We start from the raw sequence: 15,552 nt of genomic DNA on the forward strand, positions 1-15,552 counted from the left end.
AGCTTAAATTTGCATCATTATTTATACAACATGCAACAAGAACAAGAAATAGAACACGTTGAGTGCTTAATTATAGGGTCGGGTCCGGCAGGCTATACTGCTGCAATTTATGCGGCACGTGCTGATTTGAAGCCCGTAATGTATACCGGGATGGAAATGGGCGGTCAGTTAACCCAGACAACGGATGTAGACAATTTTCCTGGTTATCCTGATGGAATTATGGGCCCGGAATTAATGGAAGATTTTAGGAAACAAGCAGAGCGATTTGGCACCCAAATTCGATTTGGTTATGTAAGCTCTGTTGATTTTTCTTCACTTCCTCATAAAGTTGTAGTTGATGAAATTAAAACAATCACAGCTGATACTGTTATTATTGCGACTGGCGCAACTGCCAAATGGTTAGGATTGCCGAGTGAACAACAATACAACGGGTTTGGTGTTTCTGCATGTGCGGTGTGTGATGGGTTCTTTTTTAAAGGACAAGATGTTGCTATTGTAGGTGCTGGAGATACGGCTGCCGAAGAAGCAACTTATCTCGCCAAGCTTTGTAAAAAAGTTTATATGTTAGTGCGTAGGGATGAATTCAGAGCAAGTAAAGCTATGGTTCACCGTGTCCTTAACACACCAAATATTGAAGTTATCTACAATTCTGAAGCGGTCGAGGTTTTAGGAAACGGGAAAAATGTAACTGGTCTTAAAGTGATAAACAATAAGACTAACAACGAGACTACGCTGGATATTGAAGGTTTCTTTGTTGCTATTGGACATAAACCAAATACTGATATTTTCAAAGGCTGGTTAACGATGGATGATACTGGTTATTTAAAAACAATCCCTGGTACAGCTAAAACAAATATTGAAGGTGTGTTTGCCTGTGGGGATGTTCAGGATCATTATTATCGTCAGGCGGTTACGGCTGCGGGTTCGGGATGTATGGCAGCACTTGATGCAGAACGCTACTTGGCAGCAAAGACTGATGAGGTGAAAGTTTTGTTCTAGTAATAGCTATAGTAATTGAAAAAGCTCTTTGAAATCATTCAAAGAGCTTTTTTTGTTTCCTTTTTTGGTCTTTTTTCCTTATCTTACCCTATCAAAATCCAATTTAAGAATGAAGAAACCAGTATTGTTTTTGGCCGCTTTGGCTTTCACTGTTAACGTATTTGCTCAGCATGATGTGAATATGGGAATCATCCCAGCACCTTCGAGTATTGTAAAAGCGAACGGTAGTTTTATACTTGATAAAACTGTTGTGCTAGTCAGTAACGAAGTAAATAATGCTAAAACTGCCGATTTATTGAACGCATTTATTGTGACGAAGGGTGGGTTTGCCCTGAGAGAAGCTAAGTCAGTACCAGGAGGCCAACGAGCTATAATTCTCACATCAAAGGGGGCAGAATCTCTTCCCAAAGAAGGTTATACTATTCAGATATCTACTAATCAGATCAAAGTTACTGGTTCTGGACCTGGATTGTTTTATGCAGTACAATCGATTATGCAATTAATGCCTGAAAAGAACGCTGATAAAATTACCATTCAAGCTGCTACTATTAATGATTTTCCTCGTTTCAAATATAGGGGAACCCATCTTGATGTTGCAAGACATTTTTTTCCGGTTTCTTTTGTTAAAAAATATATTGATCTTCTTGCGTCCTATAAGATGAATAATTTTCATTGGCATTTAACTGATGATCAGGGCTGGAGAATAGAGATTAAGAAATATCCTAAATTAACCAGCATTGGAGCTAGTAGAAATGGAACAGTGATAGGCAATTATCCAGGAACTGGAGGTACAGACGACGAGGTTTACAAAGGATATTATACACAAGAAGATGTGAAGGAGATAGTTGCTTATGCGGACACTAAGTTTATCAATGTAGTGCCGGAAATCGAGATGCCAGGTCATGCTTCTGCTGCGATTGCGGCATATCCAGAATTGAGCTGTTTTCCAGATAGAGATACTTTTGTAAGTGATAAAACTCCTTGGTCTGGGAGTAGAAAAGGTAAGCATGTACAGCAAACATGGGGCGTTTTTGATGATGTTTTTGTCCCATCAGAAAATACCTTTAAATTTTTAGAAAATGTAATTGATGAAGTAATTACTTTATTTCCATCTAAGTATATTCATATTGGTGGTGATGAATGCCCGAAGGAATATTGGAAGCAATCCCCGTTCTGCCAGCAATTTATTAAAGATAATAACCTTAAGGATGAGCATGGTTTGCAAAGTTATTTTATTCAAAGAATGGAAAAATATATTAATGGCAAAGGCAGATCTATTATTGGATGGGATGAGATTTTAGAAGGAGGTTTGGCTCCAAATGCTACAGTTATGAGCTGGCGAGGAGAAAGTGGAGGTATTGCTGCCGCACAACAAAATCACGATGTAATTATGACACCTGGTTCTGCAGGACTTTATTTTGACCACAAACAGTCTGCCTCTCCAGATGAACCACTTACTATCGGTGGTTTGGCCTCTTATGCCAAAGTTTATGCATATGATCCAATTCCGAAAGAATTAACTGCAGATCAACAGAAATATATTTTAGGCGTGCAAGCAAATATTTGGTCGGAATATATTGAAACTCCTGCTAAGGTTGAATTTATGCTTTTACCTCGTTTATATTCTCTGGCGGAAATTGCATGGACTAAACCTAGCAATAAGGACTTTAAGAATTTCTCAGAGGAACGAGTGCCTTTGCATTTAGCGCGGTTGGACCAAACCAATACAAACTACTGGGTGCCTACTGCAATCGGACAGCCTGATAAAATGCAGCAAGGCGATAATTTTACCATTGAATTGAAAACACCTATTCTAGGAGGGAAGATTTTCTATACTTTAGATAATTATCGCCCGTCGGAAAATGCTACAGCATATGTTACAGCTATCAAGATAAACGTTCCGAAAGGTCAAAGGAAAGTATTAAAGACGATAGTTATTGCACCTAGTGGCAAAAGGAGTGTTGTTGCAGAAACTGTGTTTGATAATGGCGCACCGGAAGTAAAAACGAAATAAAATTTTTAATAAATTAACATTAGGGAATTATAATAGAAAATGAAACTTTTAAGCGCTGTCAAAATTGTATTTTTGGGAATGTATGTTTTAGTTTTCGCCGCTTGTGGGAGCGATGATGCTGTTAAAACCAATAAAACAGCAGTAGTAGTGGCTAAATCTGAAAATCCATTTCCTTTTTATAGAAGCATTGAAATTAAACCTGGTTATTATTTTGAAATTGTAAGCTGGGGCAGGGGAATTGATAGTGTCGGGGGCTATTTATTATTGATGTCTGATTCCGTTAAAAACAACTATAGATCTCTATCCATTGAACGTAAGGGGATAATTACTGATGCATGGAATATGGATTTAGATAACGACGGTAACCCTGAGTTATATATTCAATATGTAGTTAGAAAAAACGTGAATGATCTTAATGTATACGAGTTTAATTCCAACAGTTTTGAGAAAATAAGTTTTCCAGGACTAAACGCTGATCTTAAAAAGGGTTATGATGGGAATGATAAATTCTTTGTTAGAAATGGGGGGCTTTTTAGATCGGTACCCGTTACTTTGAGTAACAATGATAAAATAGTTAAAAAGATTGAGTACAAACTTAATGATAATCGCTTTTCAACAAAAGAAGTTAAGCCTGAATAAGGTCAAAGCTATTCTAAATACTTCATTAATTCTTTTTCAATAAGGCGATCCCATCTTTTTTGATTTATATCATCAGACCCATGCTTAGTTTCTTCATCGTATTGCTTTTGCATGGCTGTGTAATAGGCACTAACTTTATTGGCGTTTTCTTTAATTGATTTTTTATAGTTACGAATTGTATATCGTTGAAAACGAACTTTTTGTTCTCCGTCTTTTAAAAGCAGGAAATTGATATTTACATGGCCTTGCTCATGATTAAGCAATTTCCTTTTACTTTCTGCTCCTCTGAGTTTGTTTAGTTTAACCCATGATTTATCAGGGTCTACACCTGCAAAAAAATTAAAATCGATATGGAGGTTATTTCCTCTTATGTGAGCATTATAACTGTATTGCCAACGGGTAGCAGTTAGTGCAAAATAAGGTGAATGCTCATCAGGCGATGCCAAAAAGTGCGAGTGCCAATTGATTTTTTCTGGGAGAACCTCTTGTTCTTGGGTATTAAAACCGGAAAATAAGATCGTACCTAATAGGCTTAAAGTGACCAACACTTTTTTACAACTCCTCTTCATAGATTTTACTCTAACGAAAGCTGTGCCAATAAATTATTGTTGTTCTTTAAATTGTCCGCTAATCCGCTCAAATTTTTCTATTAATAAGGCAATTCGTTCTTTATCCTTTTTTATTACGGCTTTGCGGACTAACGTCGAACAAAATATCATCCAGCCAAAGCTCAACCCTACAAAAAGAATTTGCGCCCACAACTGTAAGTGCGTGAGTAATTCGAAAAAATAAAGAGTGGTGCCTAGTGACAACGCAACTGCATAAAACCAGTAGAGTTGATTATAAAGGCGATGGCGATTTAATTGATAAAGTTTTAATTGTGAGATAAATTCGGAGGGATTAATGGTGAAATCACTTTTGGCAATAATGCGATAATCATTGTAGAGGATAACGGTATATACCGCAATGGCGACAACAAGAATAGTAATTCCGATATGAGTCGTTGACGATTCGAAATTGAAGAGCCATAAGCTGGCTACAATCAACAGAGAGAGTACCATACCGCCTATATTTAAGAGCGATTTCGTACGCATATTGCTTACCTCCTTTTTTGCTTGTCTAAGCATCTCATCGGAAGATATCTTAACGTCAACCGTATGCGATGCCCAAAGTGCTTCTATTTGATCAAATTCTTGCATGCTGATTGTATAATTCGGTTAATTTTTGTTTAATACGATGAATTTTAACCCTTAAATTTCCTTCGCTGATACCAGAGATATCTGCAATTTCATTATAAGGAAGTTCATCCAGTACCATTGTAATGATTAAGCGATCATTTTCTTCCAATTTAGAGATGGATTTGTACAAAAGTGCAACCTGCTCATTTTTTTCAGAGAATTCTTCGATTTTATTTTCAATAATGTTCTCGGTCAGCTCATCCTTTGCCTGTCTCTTCTCTGATCGTAAATAAGTTAGGCAAGTGTTAACGGCAATGCGATAGATCCAAGTGGAAATAAGCGATTTATTTCTAAACTTATCCAGGTTTTGCCAAACTTTTAAAAATGTTTCTTGCAAAAGATCGTTTGCAGAGTCTTTATCACCAGTATACCCATAACATAAGTGAAAAATCTTCTTAGAGTTTTTATCGAATATTTCTTTAAATAAAACGTCTTTTTGGGTCATTAAGTTGTTGTCCTGTTCGTTTAGATAATATTTCACCCAGGATGTTACACCTGTATTATGCTCAAAAATAAGATTTGTTTGCTTACTTTGCACAAATAATTACTTTTGTATTTAACCAAATCATTTTATGACAAGAAACAAACCTATGTTTATCGCAGTTTGCTGCGTTTTTTTATTAGCTGTGTTGATTAACTTACTTGGGGTTTCTCAAGTGCTTAATGGAGGGAAGGACTCGGCTGATGCATTGATGATTTCGGATTATCTGCCACTTTATTGTTTAGGTATTGGTGGTTTGTTATTGTATTTTTTACCTAAGAAATTAATGGTTGGCGTTTTTTCGCTGTTGTTAATTTCCTTTTTATCTTATAACGCCCTTCTTTTTTTAAATGCACAGTTTGATTTTGGTCTTAATATGACTGTTGCGATAGAGCAGTTTTTCTACGTATTAAGATGGGTATTACTAGGAATAATTGTCTTTTATGGCTTTGTTAAAAAGACGCTTACTTTTTGGATTTTGGTTTCCTTGCTGGTAGGTATTTCAATTGGGCACGATTTTCCATTCTTCGGTCAAAGTTTGCAAATATTTAGTCAGATTTTCTTAAAGTTGATTAAGGTGATTATAGCTCCGCTACTGTTTGCTACGTTAGTTTATGGCATTGCTGGTCACTCAGATATTAAGCAAGTGGGTAGAATGGGATGGAAATCATTGTTGTATTTTGAAATTGTAACTACCATCGCGCTTTTCATTGGTCTTGCCGCCATTAACATTAGCAAGGCAGGAGTGGGTATTAAACAAGCTGATGCAGTTATTCAAGAAATACCAAAGGTTGAAGCTCAAACAGCTAAGGAGGTTATTCTACATATTTTTCCAGATAGTATTGTCAAGTCGATGGCAGGTGGGGATGTGTTACAAATTGTCATTTTCAGTGTATTATTCGGTATTGCATTGATTATGGTTCCTATGGCGCAGCGTAAGCCTTTATTAGGCCTTACGGAGAGTTTATCGGAAACTATGTTTAAGTTTACGAACATCGTAATGTTTTTTGCGCCGATAGGTGTTGGAGCGGCCATGGCTTATACGGTAGGTCATATGGGACTCGGGGTCCTTGTTAACTTATTTCAGCTTTTGCTTACGCTATATGTGGCGTTAACTGTTTTTATTTTGCTGGTATTTGTTCCGGTTGCGTTAATTATCAAGCTTCCTATTCGGAAGTTTATTAAAGCAATTGCCGAACCTGTATCGATTGCATTTGCCACTACAAGTTCGGAAGCTGCGTTGCCGCGTGCGATGGAAGCGATGGTCAGTATTGGGGTTCCGCGTAAAATCGTAGCTTTTGTAATGCCTACTGGATATAGTTTCAATCTAGACGGTACCACACTTTATTTGGCCTTAGCTTCAATTTTTGTTGCCCAGGCGGCAAATATTGATCTTTCTATAGGACATCAACTGATCATTGTGTTTACGTTAATGTTAACCAGCAAGGGAGTTGCTGGAGTGCCTAGAGCGTCCCTTGTAATATTACTAGGTACAGCGGCGTCATTTGGACTACCAACGTGGCCAATTTTTATCATTTTAGGAATTGATGAACTGATGGATATGGCAAGAACCTCAGTGAACGTTATCGGTAACTGCTTGGCTTCTGTGGTGATTGCCAAATGGGAAGGTGAATTTGATCCAAATAGTGAAGAAACAGCGGAAATTAATATATGAGTTCAAGAGGTAAAGAGATATTTTTAATTTTAACAGTAGTAATTCCATTTTTAATTTATTGCATCGTTTACTATCAGGAAAAGTTTAGGTATGCCAATTTTAAGGCTAAAGATTTCGTGTCTTTTGAATATAAATGGGGAGTCGAACCTGATTTAGAGAATAGTTATAATTCATTAACAGGGGAATTCAAATATCATAATGACAGAGATTCATTAATTATAACAAATGTAAAGCTATCGAATGCTGACTTCAAAAATCTTGATAGTATTGCCGATGTCCAAGGGTTTTGGAATTTACCTTCTGTACTAGCAAATGTTGAGGCTGATCTGAACAATCGGAAGATTTTACGTTATGATATGAAGTTTGTTTATAAAGATGCCACAAAATCTGTTCTTTTTTTAAGCAATTATGATCGAAACGACAGAATGAGAAGTGCTGCGGCGCAAATGCAAAAGGTGATTGAACAACTTATTATCGATACTGAACAAAAACGTCAATTGGCCAATTAAATAACGGTTATGACTTTCAAAATTAAACAGAATTTATCGCTGGTTGCAACATTTGCTATAATTGTAAGTGCCGTTATTGTAAGTTATTATTTCATCAGTCTCAAAAAAGCGCCTTATACCGTCGCTAGCTTCAAATCTTTCACTTTTAAATGGGGGACTAGTAGCAATTTAGAAAATGCATACCTTTCAAGTGATGGGAGCTATCATTATCTGAACAATAGAGACTCCCTTATTGAAACCCGCGTTAAATTGCGTACAAACGATATTATTTTTATTCATAACAAGATCAATGAGCTCGGTTTATGGGAGCTTCCCAATATTGTTGGAAAACCCAATTCAAAGGGTAATTCGCCAGTTTATGAACTACAATTTAACTACGAACAAAAGTCTAAAAAAATTACCATATATAGTGATTTTGATCAAGATCCTCAGTTGCTTGATTCTGCTATGAGAATTGTTGAATTAATACAACAAACTATAAATGAGGCTGAAACAAGGTATCATTAAGTATAAAATATTTGCTAAATCAACGTTTAAGTCGTAACTTTACGATTGAATCGTAAATATGGAAAAATTAACAATACAGGAGGAAGAAGCAATGCTTGCTGTTTGGCAGGTAGGTAAGGGTTTTATTAAGGATTTTATGGATGTTATGCCAGATCCTGCACCTCCATATACTACTTTAGCCTCTACCATTAAAAATTTAGAGCGTAAGGGCTTTCTTAAAAGTGAGAAATTTGCTAATGCCTATCGATATAGTGCTAAGGTAAAAGAAAGTGACTACAAAAAGCGTTTCATGACTGGTTTTGTGGATAATTATTTTCAAAGTTCCTACAAAGAACTCGTTGCTTTTTTTGCGAAGGATAAAAAAATAAGCGCAGAGGAATTGAAGGAAATTATCGATTTGATCGAAAGTCCAGATAAATAGTATAGTTATGCCCGAGCTAATATTGGTGCTTTTTAAAATAAACTTGGTTTTGCTGCTTTTTGCTGCGGCTTATTATCTAGTTTTACGTAGGTTAACATTTTATACAGTAAATCGTGCATTTTTAGTAATAGGAATAATTTTTTCAACCGTTTATCCATTTATCGATCTAACTAATTTTTTGAATCGGCAAGAACAAATTGCTATGATGCCAACAATTGATGTTAATCAGTTTGTTCGCGATGCTGGGATAGTCGATTATTGGCAAATCGTAGTTGTGATTTTTTATGTCGGCGTCTTGTTTATGGCCATGCGCTTAATTGCTCAATTTTTTTCTTTGTATCGTGTCCATAGGCGTTCAAAGCCAGGAGCAGTTCGAAACCTAAATGTTCGAATTTTGGAGGGTCAGGTTAGTCCATTTTCTTTCTGGCAAACTGTATATATTAATCCCAATATCCATTCTGCGAACGAATTGGATACCATTTTGGCCCACGAACAGGTTCATGTTAAGGAGTGGCATACTTTAGATATTATTCTAGCCGAAATTAGTGTCGTTTTTTATTGGTTTAATCCAGGTATTTGGTTAATGAAAAAGGCAATTAAAGAGAATATAGAGTTCATTACCGATGCAAGAATCGTTAAAAAAGGGGTGGACAAAAAGGCTTATCAGTACAGTTTATTAGGCGTTGGTAGTTTGCAAGCTAGTGTGGGATTAGTTAATAATTTTAATCTATCAGATTTAAAAAAGCGGATCAAAATGATGAACACAAAACGTTCCTCACCAAAGAAGTTAATAATTTACGCATTTGTACTACCCATTTTATTGATCACTACTTTAGCCTTTACGGTAAATAAAAGAGAATTAAAAGAGCATCTAAACCCGCTAACTAAGGCATTGGTAAAAGTAGATCTGCTTAAAGAAGAAGTTTCGAAAATCGAACGTAAGGAACCAAAGGCCAAAATTTTTCCAAAGGAATTAAGTGTAACACCAAAGGATACGGTGAAAATCTTTCACTATGTGATAACCACAATCACTTTGGACAATGATTCGGTAAAGATATTACAAGATTTACCGGAAGGGATCCGATTAGAAAGAAGTGTGCCAAGTTCGGTGGCGTTGAAGGGCATTGTAAGAGGAATGAGGGTTAACCCTGACTCTGTGTACGCGAATGGCACGACCAAAATAGAAAATATTAAAATTGCCCTAAGAAAGCCGGGTATGCCATTTCCGAATACTGATGATCATAATTTAAATGAGGTAATTGTTCAGGGATATGCAACGAAAGGTAAATCCATGAAGCTGGCCGATAGTGCGAATGTTGGCGGAGGTAAATCGGTAATTCAATTTAATGGTAGGCAAATTACTGAAGAGGAGCTTCGTAAAATCAGTCCCGAAGATATAAAATCGGTTCTTATAGAAAGGGCTCCGAGCAAAACAACTAAGTTAATTTTAGTGGGTAAAAAAATCAAGGAGTAATTACCAAAAAACCCTTAAGCCTTTTACAGCCTAAGGGTCATCATTTAACTATTATTTGGTTTATTAATATTAGTAATTAAAGGTAGCTTTTAACATTGCCACTCGTCCTGGAATATAATAAGTTCCGTTAGTTAAAGCATTGGCCGATATGTTAATCGCTTCAAATTTCTTAATATTTGCTAAATTGGTTACGCCAAATTCTAAATCTGTTTTAAGTTTAGTGAATTTGTACCGCATGTTAAAATCTGCAAATAGATAGCTTAAATCGCTCTGGCTCGATTGTTTAGTGTACATGTGTTCGGCCGAAATTTTCATAAACACACTTTTAAATGCCGTAAATGTTAAGTTTGATTGCTGTCTAATTTGCTGATAATTCGTTTTTACAGCATTTGCATTAACCAATCTATTCGCTGTAACCGAATAATTAGCTGTATAAGACCAGGTCATAAAATTAGTGATTTTAGAATCGATACCAGCTTTATAAGCCATCGTTTTAGAATCGAAAGGGAGTAACCTATTGTTCTGAAGTTGATCGAATTGACTGTTTGTATAACTAAATCCAGCGTTAATTGTACTTCTTAAGCTAAAAAGATACTTGCTGGCATTGGCCTGACCGGAAAGTGATTTCACATGATTTTCTAAAGGTAACACCACACGTTGTTGAATATTATTACTTAACGTAAAAGAAGAAATAGTGTTTAGGGTCGTGTTTGAATAATTAATGCCAGCATTAAAAAAGAACATCTGCATGGCTCTTCGGAAGTTGAAAGCTGCTCCCATACCATGGGTTTTGCGTTCAGAGATAGGCGCATTATTGGCAAAGAGCGATCGATAATTTTTTAAGATCGTTCCTGTATAAACATCATCCAAGCCACCTAATTCATTTCTGAAAGAATAATTAGCGGATACGTAATTTTCAGGGCTCGTTTGATATTTCGCGCTAAATGAAGGATTTAAAAATACTTTGTTCAGCTTTTTATCGACACCTTTTGATGGGTCGTTATACGAAATGCTTTGATAGCTTAAAGGTAAGCTTAAACTTGTCTTTAATTTTTCGCCACTATATTCATAAGATCCATCTATATAGACTTTGCCTTTTAGCCATTCTAAATTATTGGTCATTTCAGATGAGATTAATTCAGTGGTTTGATTATTCTGTATACGATATAATTCTGAGTTTAATTGTTGATGCTGCAAATTGAAACCAGTTCGATAAGATTGTGTGAATTTTCCGTTCACCAAGCCGAATGACATATAGTTATTGGTATACCATGAAGGTAATTTAACATATTGGTCCAATCCTGCGAAAGGAGTTCCATTGTTTAAAATATCCTCATTTAAGCCAGGTCTGATATTTAGAACTTCGGGCTGAGTTGAACGATTTAAGTAAGAATATAAATTTATCGTATTTTCTGATTTTAGTCTCTTTCTATAGTTAAACTCATTAGATATGTCGAAGGTTTTTTGAGAGAGCGACTGTCCTGCCCCAGTACCATTGATGACTACGTTAGAATTAATTTTATTTGGAGCATAATCCACAATAAAATTGTTATTCAAATAATACATTTCGGCGTTTGAATTGATATTAATCTTTGACTGAAATTTCTGGGGATTAATGATGTTTTCCTGTAATTCGGTGTAACGAATAGTTTGCTCCGGTAAGTACGTTTCGGAAAATTTATTGTATTCCTGGTTCCTTTTATCGTATAAATAAGAAACATTAGCTCTAATCTGTAAATCTTTATTTAATTTAAAGAGATTATTTAAGTTAGTTAAACCTGCTTTATTGAACAATGATCTATTTTGTGGAAGCGTGGGCACACCGGCGGCACCGGCCGAAAGAAAGCTTCCAGGTTTATCATTATCAATTCTCCTCATATAGTCAGACATATTAAAAGAAGTAAGGTCATTTCCGGGATCTATTCCAATATTGTTCCCCTTAATATTATTGATAAATTTTATCTTCTTCTTAAACAGCATGGCATTAGCTTCGCTATCGAACCGACTCGGAGTTCCAAGTCCTGCTTTTATATCTCCCATGACCTTAAGTTTTGCTTCATCTTTAATCACCAGGTTTATTGCTACGTCGTCGCTCATGTTATTTTTTCGGAGCATTTTAATGGGTTGATCATTTTCTATCACCTGTACTTTGTCAACTGCAGCGTGGGGGATGGCTTTCGTACCGATACTGTATTTGTCGTCCAATAAATTATCACCGTCTTGGTATAATGCAGAAATCCCTTTTCCATTATAGGTTATCTTTCCATTTTCTGCAACTTCAATACCTGGCATTTTCTTTAATACATCGCCTATACTCCTGTCTTGCTTGTCGGCGAAATCTGATGTTTTATAGCTTAAAGTATCCCCGTTTACCGCTAGTGAAGGTCTATTTTTAACCACAACGGTTTTTAGATTAATCTGCTCCTCTTCTAAGGTTAAATCGTAAGTTTTGTTTAATTCGGTTACGCTAACTATTTTTTTTGCAAAACCGATGATGGTTGCCTCAAGTGTGATATCCTTTGTATCTTCTGTAAATGAAAGTGTAAATTCTCCTTTAGCATTGGTTCTGGTAAAACTTAAGATACTTCCTTCTTTGTCCTTTAAATTAATATTTGCAGATACGATTGGGGCGCCCTTCGCATCTTTTACTTTTCCTTTTATTTGTTTTTGGGCGAATAGAGATGGGACACCTATCAAAAAGAAAAGTAAAGTAACTATATATTGTTTTTTCATTTGTGTGTTTGGTTTTGCAGTTAAAAATTTAACTTATTTCGTTTCAGGAAGTTCAATCGGATTATTTATCACGATTTTTTTTACATCACTGTTTGTGACCACTTTTGCTGTTCTGCTTACACCCATTTGAATACCCTGAGAGGCCATTTGTGCATTCATAAAGCCCTGAGGGTTCTTATCTCTTGCGGCTTTAAGTTTGTCTAATTCTTTTTTATTGGTTTTAATAGCATCGGTTGGGAGTTTAATTTCAGCTCCGAGATATGAGTTCCCGTCCATACCCATAATACTAGCCATCGGCATTGCCCCACCTCCCGGTGTTAAGATTTTTGGCCCTTCTTTCTCCGGCGTTTTTGTTTCCTCGGTTTTCACATCATCGATGCCAGCAAACTGAAATTTCACAGTTCCAGTTTGGTCAACTGCTTCAATAATTAACCCTGGAAGACCATTTAATTTCCAAGGACCGCTTTGGAAAGGCATATCAGGGGCAAACCATGCCGTCCAGGTTCTGCCTTTAAAGTTAGCAATTGCCTTTTGGCACTTTACGCCAGAGAAATTAGCAGTATCTTTTGTAATTTTCCAATTTATCTTAGGGGCCTCTTCTTCCACTAAATAGTTATTAAATATGCGTTCTTTAGTAAAGAATTTGTTTTCACTTGCAAAGAAAAAATAATCTAATGGATTAGTTTGCTTATTTGGTGCTAAAGGGGAGCCTATTGTAATCTTCATTGACCCGCTTCCAGCTTGATTTTTAAGCTGTTCTTGAATTTGTCTCTCCATTTCAAGGTTACGATTTATTTTATCATAGCTAGTATATACGGAAGCATTTTTCCCAATCACTAATAACATGTTTTCAGTATATGGTTTGTCTTTTTGAGTAGTGTCTTGGATATGACTAAAGGAATACCTTACTCTAGCTAATGCTTTGTCGGGGTTTTGTGCAAAAGAACTTGTGGTAATTACAATGGCAATAATTGAGGTAAAAAATGTTTTCATGTTGTGTTATGGTTGATTATAAACAATTAATTAATCGTAAATCTACGAATAATTCGTAATTCAAGAACCAATTTAACATTTTTTAACGTATAGAATTTCACTATCTCAAAGACAGTTAGTGACGTCTCATATTTTTCAATTTAGTAGTGGTATTGTTTCTTGGACTAAAACCCGTTTTTTTTCTCTTTGATAGTGTCTTTCGTATTAATATATGTATATCTTGTTTTCATATTGGCAACTGTAGGAAGTCCGGTGAGTTGGTTGTGGTTCTTAACGTTTGTGAATGATTTCCTTATCTCTGCTAAGAATGGAGTACTAATTTCCCGATAACGCTTTGTTAAAACCTTTGGGGTCTTTTTTGAAAGCCTCCTTGAATTTTTCCATTTGGCTTTTCGAAATTTTAACTGCTCCGATGGGTAAGCGAATAATGTTTTCGAAATACGCATTGCCAACATCGCGGCCAATTGCTTGGTCGATTGAGTTGTAGGTGCTTGGACTTGCGCCCGGTTGTTTTGTGACATCGCGATCACGAACATGATCACCAATTTTTGCATTTTCCATCCCTGCAAACTTAAAATAGATGTCTTTATTTGTATCGTAGGCTTCAATGATTAATCCGGGTAAACCATTCAATTTCCATGGCCCTCCAGGAAAAGGAACGCTTTGTGCATACCATACAGTCCAGTTCTTGCCCTCGAAATTTGCGGTTGCTTTTTGACAAGTTAACCCCGAGAAGCTAAGTGTGTCTTTGCTTAATTTCCAGTCTATTATTGGAGGTGTTTCTTCAACAAGGTAGCTGCGATAAAAAAACATCTCTTTGGTAAATAGCTTGTTCTCTTTAACAAAGAAGGAGTAGGAGGTGGTGGTCATCCATTTACTGTTACTATCATCTACTACAAATACACCATTGCCTTTGCCTGCGCCACTTTCAATCATCGCCCAAAATTTTTGTTCTTCAGAGATTTCGTGCCTTATTTTATCATAGCTTGTGTATAAGGATGTATTTTTTCCGAAAAACAATAACATGTTTTCGATACGGGGTTTTTCATTCGTGAGCGTATCGCTTTTATTTGTATACGTATATCGTACTCTTGCCAAAACGGGATCACCTTTTTGTGAATACGTATTTACTGATATAAAAATTGCTGCACTGGTAATTAATATAGTTTTCATTTAATTTTAAGGTTGTTAAGTATAAATTAAAATCCGAACTGAGTTTTGCTGAAACCTTTTGGGTCTTTTTCATAAGCAGCTTTTAGTTTGTCGAACTCTTTTCTAGTGGTAGTTGACATGCGATAAGTGGGTAATTTAGCGTGTTAATGGCTCCAGGACTTACGCCAGGTTTTGTCCGAATGTCTGTTGTTCTTTTAAAATCGCCATCTCTCGCTGTTTCGAAACCAGCAAATTGAAAATACGTATCTTTATTTTCATCATAAGCTTCTAGTATTAACCCAGGTAGTCCTTGTAATTTCCAAGGCCCACTTTGAAAAGGCAAGTTAGGCGCAAACCATGCTGTCCAATTTTTTTCATCAAGTTTAGTCATTGCTTTTTGACAGACAACGCCAGAAAGTGTAATCGTATCTTTTGTAATCTTCCATTTAAGCTCAGGTAGAGTTTCATTAATCAAATAACCCATACCAAGGATATCTTCTTTTATGATTGACTTTTTTTCTTTCGCAAATGATAAATGATTTGTTTTGGTGAGCCAATCGCCCGCCGATCTGTCGATTCTAATCACGGTTGGAGCATTACTACCCGTTGCCCTAGACAATGCCCGAGCTTGGCTTTTTTGATCTTCGGAAATTTCGAATCTTATTTTGTCATAACTGGTATATAATGAGGCATTTTTGCCTATAAAGAGCATCATAT

At 36.1% G+C, this 15,552-nt stretch carries 15 protein-coding genes; 8 read left to right on the top strand and 7 right to left on the bottom strand.

Annotated features, from left to right (window positions below):
• Positions 1-30: 30 nt before the first annotated feature.
• From trxB to BM207_RS04160, 3 genes are all read left to right on the top strand, one after another.
• Positions 31-999, top strand: coding sequence for a thioredoxin-disulfide reductase (gene trxB / locus BM207_RS04150; RefSeq protein ID WP_090992314.1), 969 nt, complete (start codon positions 31-33; stop codon positions 997-999).
• Positions 1,000-1,108: 109 nt separating this feature from the next.
• The gene (locus tag BM207_RS04155) at positions 1,109-3,013 is read left to right on the top strand and encodes a beta-N-acetylhexosaminidase (RefSeq protein WP_090992506.1); all 1,905 of its coding nucleotides are present in this window, start codon (positions 1,109-1,111) and stop codon (positions 3,011-3,013) included.
• A 39-nt stretch (positions 3,014-3,052) separates the two neighbouring features.
• On the top strand, positions 3,053-3,652 hold the full coding sequence (locus BM207_RS04160) for a hypothetical protein (protein ID WP_090992315.1): 600 nt from the start codon (positions 3,053-3,055) through the stop codon (positions 3,650-3,652).
• 8 nt (positions 3,653-3,660) lie between these two features.
• Here BM207_RS04160 and BM207_RS04165 read toward each other — a convergent pair whose 3' ends face one another.
• From BM207_RS04165 to BM207_RS04175, 3 genes are read right to left on the bottom strand one after another with little or no spacing between them, the layout of a single operon-like run.
• The gene (locus tag BM207_RS04165) at positions 3,661-4,221 is read right to left on the bottom strand and encodes a DUF922 domain-containing protein (RefSeq protein ID WP_090992316.1); all 561 of its coding nucleotides are present in this window, start codon (positions 4,219-4,221) and stop codon (positions 3,661-3,663) included.
• Between the two features lie 33 nt (positions 4,222-4,254).
• Positions 4,255-4,851, bottom strand: a complete 597-nt coding sequence (locus BM207_RS04170; RefSeq protein ID WP_090992317.1) for a hypothetical protein — start codon at positions 4,849-4,851, stop codon at positions 4,255-4,257.
• A complete protein-coding gene (locus tag BM207_RS04175) occupies positions 4,838-5,335 on the bottom strand; it encodes an RNA polymerase sigma factor (protein WP_090992507.1) in 498 nt (165 codons plus the stop codon). Before BM207_RS04175 ends, BM207_RS04170 begins: the two co-directional genes overlap by 14 nt.
• Positions 5,336-5,462: 127 nt before the next feature.
• Between BM207_RS04175 and BM207_RS04180 the strand changes: the two genes are divergently transcribed.
• From BM207_RS04180 to BM207_RS04200, 5 genes are read left to right on the top strand one after another with little or no spacing between them, the layout of a single operon-like run.
• Entirely contained in the window at positions 5,463-7,046 is a 1,584-nt protein-coding gene (locus tag BM207_RS04180; protein WP_245768020.1) for a dicarboxylate/amino acid:cation symporter, read from the top strand.
• Entirely contained in the window at positions 7,043-7,555 is a 513-nt protein-coding gene (locus BM207_RS04185) for a hypothetical protein (protein WP_090992318.1), read from the top strand. The genes BM207_RS04180 and BM207_RS04185 overlap by 4 nt, the downstream gene beginning before the upstream one ends.
• 9 nt (positions 7,556-7,564) lie before the next feature.
• A complete protein-coding gene (locus BM207_RS04190; protein ID WP_090992319.1) occupies positions 7,565-8,062 on the top strand; it encodes a hypothetical protein in 498 nt (165 codons plus the stop codon).
• Between the two features lie 58 nt (positions 8,063-8,120).
• Positions 8,121-8,483: a BlaI/MecI/CopY family transcriptional regulator gene (locus tag BM207_RS04195; RefSeq protein WP_090992320.1), complete on the top strand. Its 363-nt coding sequence runs from the start codon at positions 8,121-8,123 to the stop codon at positions 8,481-8,483.
• A gap of 7 nt (positions 8,484-8,490) precedes the next feature.
• Entirely contained in the window at positions 8,491-9,957 is a 1,467-nt protein-coding gene (locus BM207_RS04200) for a M56 family metallopeptidase (protein ID WP_090992321.1), read from the top strand.
• A 69-nt stretch (positions 9,958-10,026) separates the two neighbouring features.
• Here BM207_RS04200 and BM207_RS04205 read toward each other — a convergent pair whose 3' ends face one another.
• The 4 genes from BM207_RS04205 to BM207_RS04220 form a co-directional block, all read right to left on the bottom strand.
• The gene (locus BM207_RS04205) at positions 10,027-12,690 is read right to left on the bottom strand and encodes a TonB-dependent receptor (RefSeq protein ID WP_090992322.1); all 2,664 of its coding nucleotides are present in this window, start codon (positions 12,688-12,690) and stop codon (positions 10,027-10,029) included.
• A gap of 33 nt (positions 12,691-12,723) precedes the next feature.
• Positions 12,724-13,683, bottom strand: coding sequence for a GLPGLI family protein (locus BM207_RS04210; RefSeq protein WP_090992323.1), 960 nt, complete (start codon positions 13,681-13,683; stop codon positions 12,724-12,726).
• A 315-nt stretch (positions 13,684-13,998) separates the two neighbouring features.
• Positions 13,999-14,856 (bottom strand): GLPGLI family protein, encoded by an 858-nt coding sequence (locus BM207_RS04215; protein WP_090992324.1) that lies wholly within the window; start codon positions 14,854-14,856, stop codon positions 13,999-14,001.
• Between the two features lie 82 nt (positions 14,857-14,938).
• On the bottom strand, positions 14,939-15,550 hold the full coding sequence (locus tag BM207_RS04220; protein ID WP_090992325.1) for a GLPGLI family protein: 612 nt from the start codon (positions 15,548-15,550) through the stop codon (positions 14,939-14,941).
• Positions 15,551-15,552: the final 2 nt, after the last annotated feature.

Source organism: Pedobacter insulae (genome assembly GCF_900113525.1).
Lineage (GTDB): Bacteria > Bacteroidota > Bacteroidia > Sphingobacteriales > Sphingobacteriaceae > Pedobacter > Pedobacter insulae.

Excerpts from the sequence above, each read along its gene's own strand:
- BM207_RS04185 (WP_090992318.1), top strand. The coding sequence starts at position 7,043 with ATGAGTTCAAGAGGTAAAGAGATATTTTTAATTTTAACAGTAGTAATT.
- BM207_RS04155 (WP_090992506.1), top strand. The coding sequence starts at position 1,109 with ATGAAGAAACCAGTATTGTTTTTGGCCGCTTTGGCTTTCACTGTTAAC.
- BM207_RS04210 (WP_090992323.1), bottom strand. The coding sequence starts at position 13,683 with ATGAAAACATTTTTTACCTCAATTATTGCCATTGTAATTACCACAAGT.
- trxB (WP_090992314.1), top strand. The coding sequence starts at position 31 with ATGCAACAAGAACAAGAAATAGAACACGTTGAGTGCTTAATTATAGGG.
- BM207_RS04160 (WP_090992315.1), top strand. The coding sequence starts at position 3,053 with ATGAAACTTTTAAGCGCTGTCAAAATTGTATTTTTGGGAATGTATGTT.
- BM207_RS04175 (WP_090992507.1), bottom strand. The coding sequence starts at position 5,335 with ATGACCCAAAAAGACGTTTTATTTAAAGAAATATTCGATAAAAACTCT.
- BM207_RS04190 (WP_090992319.1), top strand. The coding sequence starts at position 7,565 with ATGACTTTCAAAATTAAACAGAATTTATCGCTGGTTGCAACATTTGCT.
- BM207_RS04205 (WP_090992322.1), bottom strand. The coding sequence starts at position 12,690 with ATGAAAAAACAATATATAGTTACTTTACTTTTCTTTTTGATAGGTGTC.
- BM207_RS04165 (WP_090992316.1), bottom strand. The coding sequence starts at position 4,221 with ATGAAGAGGAGTTGTAAAAAAGTGTTGGTCACTTTAAGCCTATTAGGT.
- BM207_RS04220 (WP_090992325.1), bottom strand. The coding sequence starts at position 15,550 with ATGATGCTCTTTATAGGCAAAAATGCCTCATTATATACCAGTTATGAC.
- BM207_RS04195 (WP_090992320.1), top strand. The coding sequence starts at position 8,121 with ATGGAAAAATTAACAATACAGGAGGAAGAAGCAATGCTTGCTGTTTGG.
- BM207_RS04215 (WP_090992324.1), bottom strand. The coding sequence starts at position 14,856 with ATGAAAACTATATTAATTACCAGTGCAGCAATTTTTATATCAGTAAAT.
- BM207_RS04200 (WP_090992321.1), top strand. The coding sequence starts at position 8,491 with ATGCCCGAGCTAATATTGGTGCTTTTTAAAATAAACTTGGTTTTGCTG.
- BM207_RS04180 (WP_245768020.1), top strand. The coding sequence starts at position 5,463 with ATGACAAGAAACAAACCTATGTTTATCGCAGTTTGCTGCGTTTTTTTA.
- BM207_RS04170 (WP_090992317.1), bottom strand. The coding sequence starts at position 4,851 with ATGCAAGAATTTGATCAAATAGAAGCACTTTGGGCATCGCATACGGTT.